This window comes from bacterium, assembly GCA_020440705.1.
GTDB lineage: Bacteria > Krumholzibacteriota > Krumholzibacteriia > LZORAL124-64-63 > LZORAL124-64-63 > JAGRNP01.
Genome location: JAGRNP010000233.1, coordinates 1 through 2,401, shown reverse-complemented (window position 1 = coordinate 2,401; position 2,401 = coordinate 1). Strand labels below are relative to the sequence as shown.

Sequence of the window (2,401 nt, the reverse complement as noted above, 5' to 3'; positions counted from 1 at the left end):
CGAGGCCTACCTCGCCGCCCGTCCCGCCCTGCTCGACCAGGTCGCGTCGTGGGAGCGTCCGGCCGCCGGCGCCGTCGCGCCGTCGCGCCGCGTCGACGACACCCTCGTGGCCGTGGTCGCCCGGCCGGCGGGCGACGCCGCGGTGGTCCTGCAGCCCCTGCCCGACGGCATGGTCGCGCGGGCCGGCCGGCTCACCGATGGCGTCAGCCTGCTCAAGGCGGTGCGCGCCGAGGAAGGGCGCGTCGTGCTCAGCTTCGTGGGCCCGTTCCTCGTGGTCTACGTGGGCCTGATCGTCGTCGCCCTCGTCGTGGGCACGCTGTGGTCGCGCCGCATGGTCGGGCCCCTCGAGAGGTTGGTGGGCGCGACCCGCCGCGTCGGCCGCGGCGATCTGGAGTTCCGGCTCGTCCACGAGGGCCCGGGCGAGGTGGGCGAACTCGTGCGCAGCTTCGACGCCATGGTGGGCCGCCTGGCCGAGCAGCGCCGCGACCTGGCCCGCCTCGAGCGCGCCGCCGCCTGGCGCGGCATGGCGCGCACCCTGGCCCACGAGGTGAAGAATCCGCTCACGCCGATCCTCCTGGCGGTGAACCAGGCCCGCGACCGTTATCCGGGCGACGACGAGAAGTACCGCGCCCTGCTCGACGAGGTGGCCGAGATCGTGGGCGAAGAGGTGGAAAGCCTGCGGCGCCTGGTGCGCGAGTTCGGCGATTTCGCCCGGTTGCCGAAGCCCGTGCCGACCCGCAGCGACCTGGCGGCCCTGCTGCGCGACGTCGGACAGCTCTATGGCCCGGAGGGGCTTGCCCTCGCCGGCGCCGACGCCGCCCTCGACGGCTGGTTCGACGCCGACGCCCTGCGCCGGGTGCTGATCAACCTGGTCGACAACGGCCAGGCGGCCATGGGCGAGGCCGGCGTCGCCGGGCCGGTGGCCCTGGCGGTTGCGCGCTCCGGGGGCGCCGGCGTGCGGCTCACCGTGAGCGACCGCGGCGTGGGCATCGCCCCGGAAAACCTCGAGCGCGTCTTCGAGCCCGACTTCACCACCAAGCGCGACGGCATGGGCCTCGGCCTGGCCATCGTCGCCAACATCGTCGCCGGCCACGGCGGGCGCATCGACGTGGCGAGCACGCCCGGCACGGGCACGACCTTCACCCTCGATCTGCCGCTGACCGAACCGGTGGCCGATCCGGCAACATCCGAGGAGACGGCGCCATGACGCCCCGCGTGCTGATCATCGACGACGAACGGAACATCCGGCGCACCTTCCAGATGGTGCTCTCCGACGAGGGCTTCACCGTCGACACCGCCGAGACCGGCGAGGAGGGCCTGGCGCGCGTGGCCGAGGAACGGCCCGACGTGGTGGTGCTCGACGTGCGGTTGCCCGGCATCGACGGCCTGGAGGTCCTCGGTCGCCTGCACGCCTCGGAGAAGGAGCTGCCGGTGATCATGATCTCCGGTCACGGCACCATCTCGACGGCGGTCGAGGCCACGCGCCGCGGCGCCTTCGATTTCATGGAGAAGCCGCTCGGCAAGGAGCGGTTGCTCGTGGCCATCCGCAACGCCCTGGACGTGCGCAATCTCGGCCGCGAGGTGCGCCAGTTGCGCGACCGCGAGAGCCGCCGGCACCTGATGGTCGGCGAGACGCCGCCCATGCGCGACATCCGCGCCCAGGTGGCGCGGGTGGCGCCCACCGGTGCGCGCGTGCTCATCACCGGCGAGAGCGGCACGGGGAAGGAGCTCGTGGCCCGCGCCGTGCACGAGGCGAGCGAACGGGCGGGCAAGCCGTTCGTGAAGGTGAACTGCGCGGCCATTCCCGAGGAGCTCATCGAGAGCGAGCTCTTCGGCGCGGTCAAGGGCGCCTACACCGGCGCCACCCAGACCCGCGACGGCAAGTTCCTGCAGGCCCACGGCGGCACCCTCTTCCTGGACGAGATCGGCGACATGTCGCTGAAGGCGCAGGCCAAGGTGCTGCGCGCCCTGCAGGAAGGCGAGATCGAGCGGGTCGGCGGCAACGACACCGTGCGCGTCGACGTGCGCGTGCTCGCCGCGACGAACAAGGACCTCGCGGCGGAGGCCGCGGCCGGGACCTTCCGCGAGGATCTCTTCTTCCGCCTGAACGTCGTGCCCATCCACGTGCCGCCCCTGCGCGCGCGGGCGGCCGACATCCCGCTGCTGGCCGAGCACTTCCTGGCCTCCTACCTCGACGAGAACGCCCTGCCCCAGCGCGCCTTCGCGCCCGCCGCCCTCGAGCGATTGCGCGGGCTGCCCTGGCCGGGCAACATCCGCGAGCTGGGCAACGCCGTCGAGCGGCTGGCGATCCTGGCCCCGGGCGACCCCATCGGCACCGACGACCTGGCGCGGTGCGGCATCGGCACCGGGGGCGACGCCGGGACCGCCGCCGGCGGCGCCG

Annotated in this window: 2 protein-coding genes; both read left to right on the top strand. The window is 73.9% G+C overall.

Translation table 11 applies throughout. From position 1 onward, the window contains the following. Positions 1–1,207, top strand: a 1,207-nt coding sequence (locus KDM41_17950) for a HAMP domain-containing protein (GenBank protein MCB1185306.1), incomplete at its 5' end; no start/stop codon positions are given. Next, positions 1,204–2,401 (top strand): sigma-54-dependent Fis family transcriptional regulator (locus KDM41_17945; protein MCB1185305.1); only part of this gene is annotated, 1,198 nt, incomplete at its 3' end. The genes KDM41_17950 and KDM41_17945, both read left to right, overlap by 4 nt.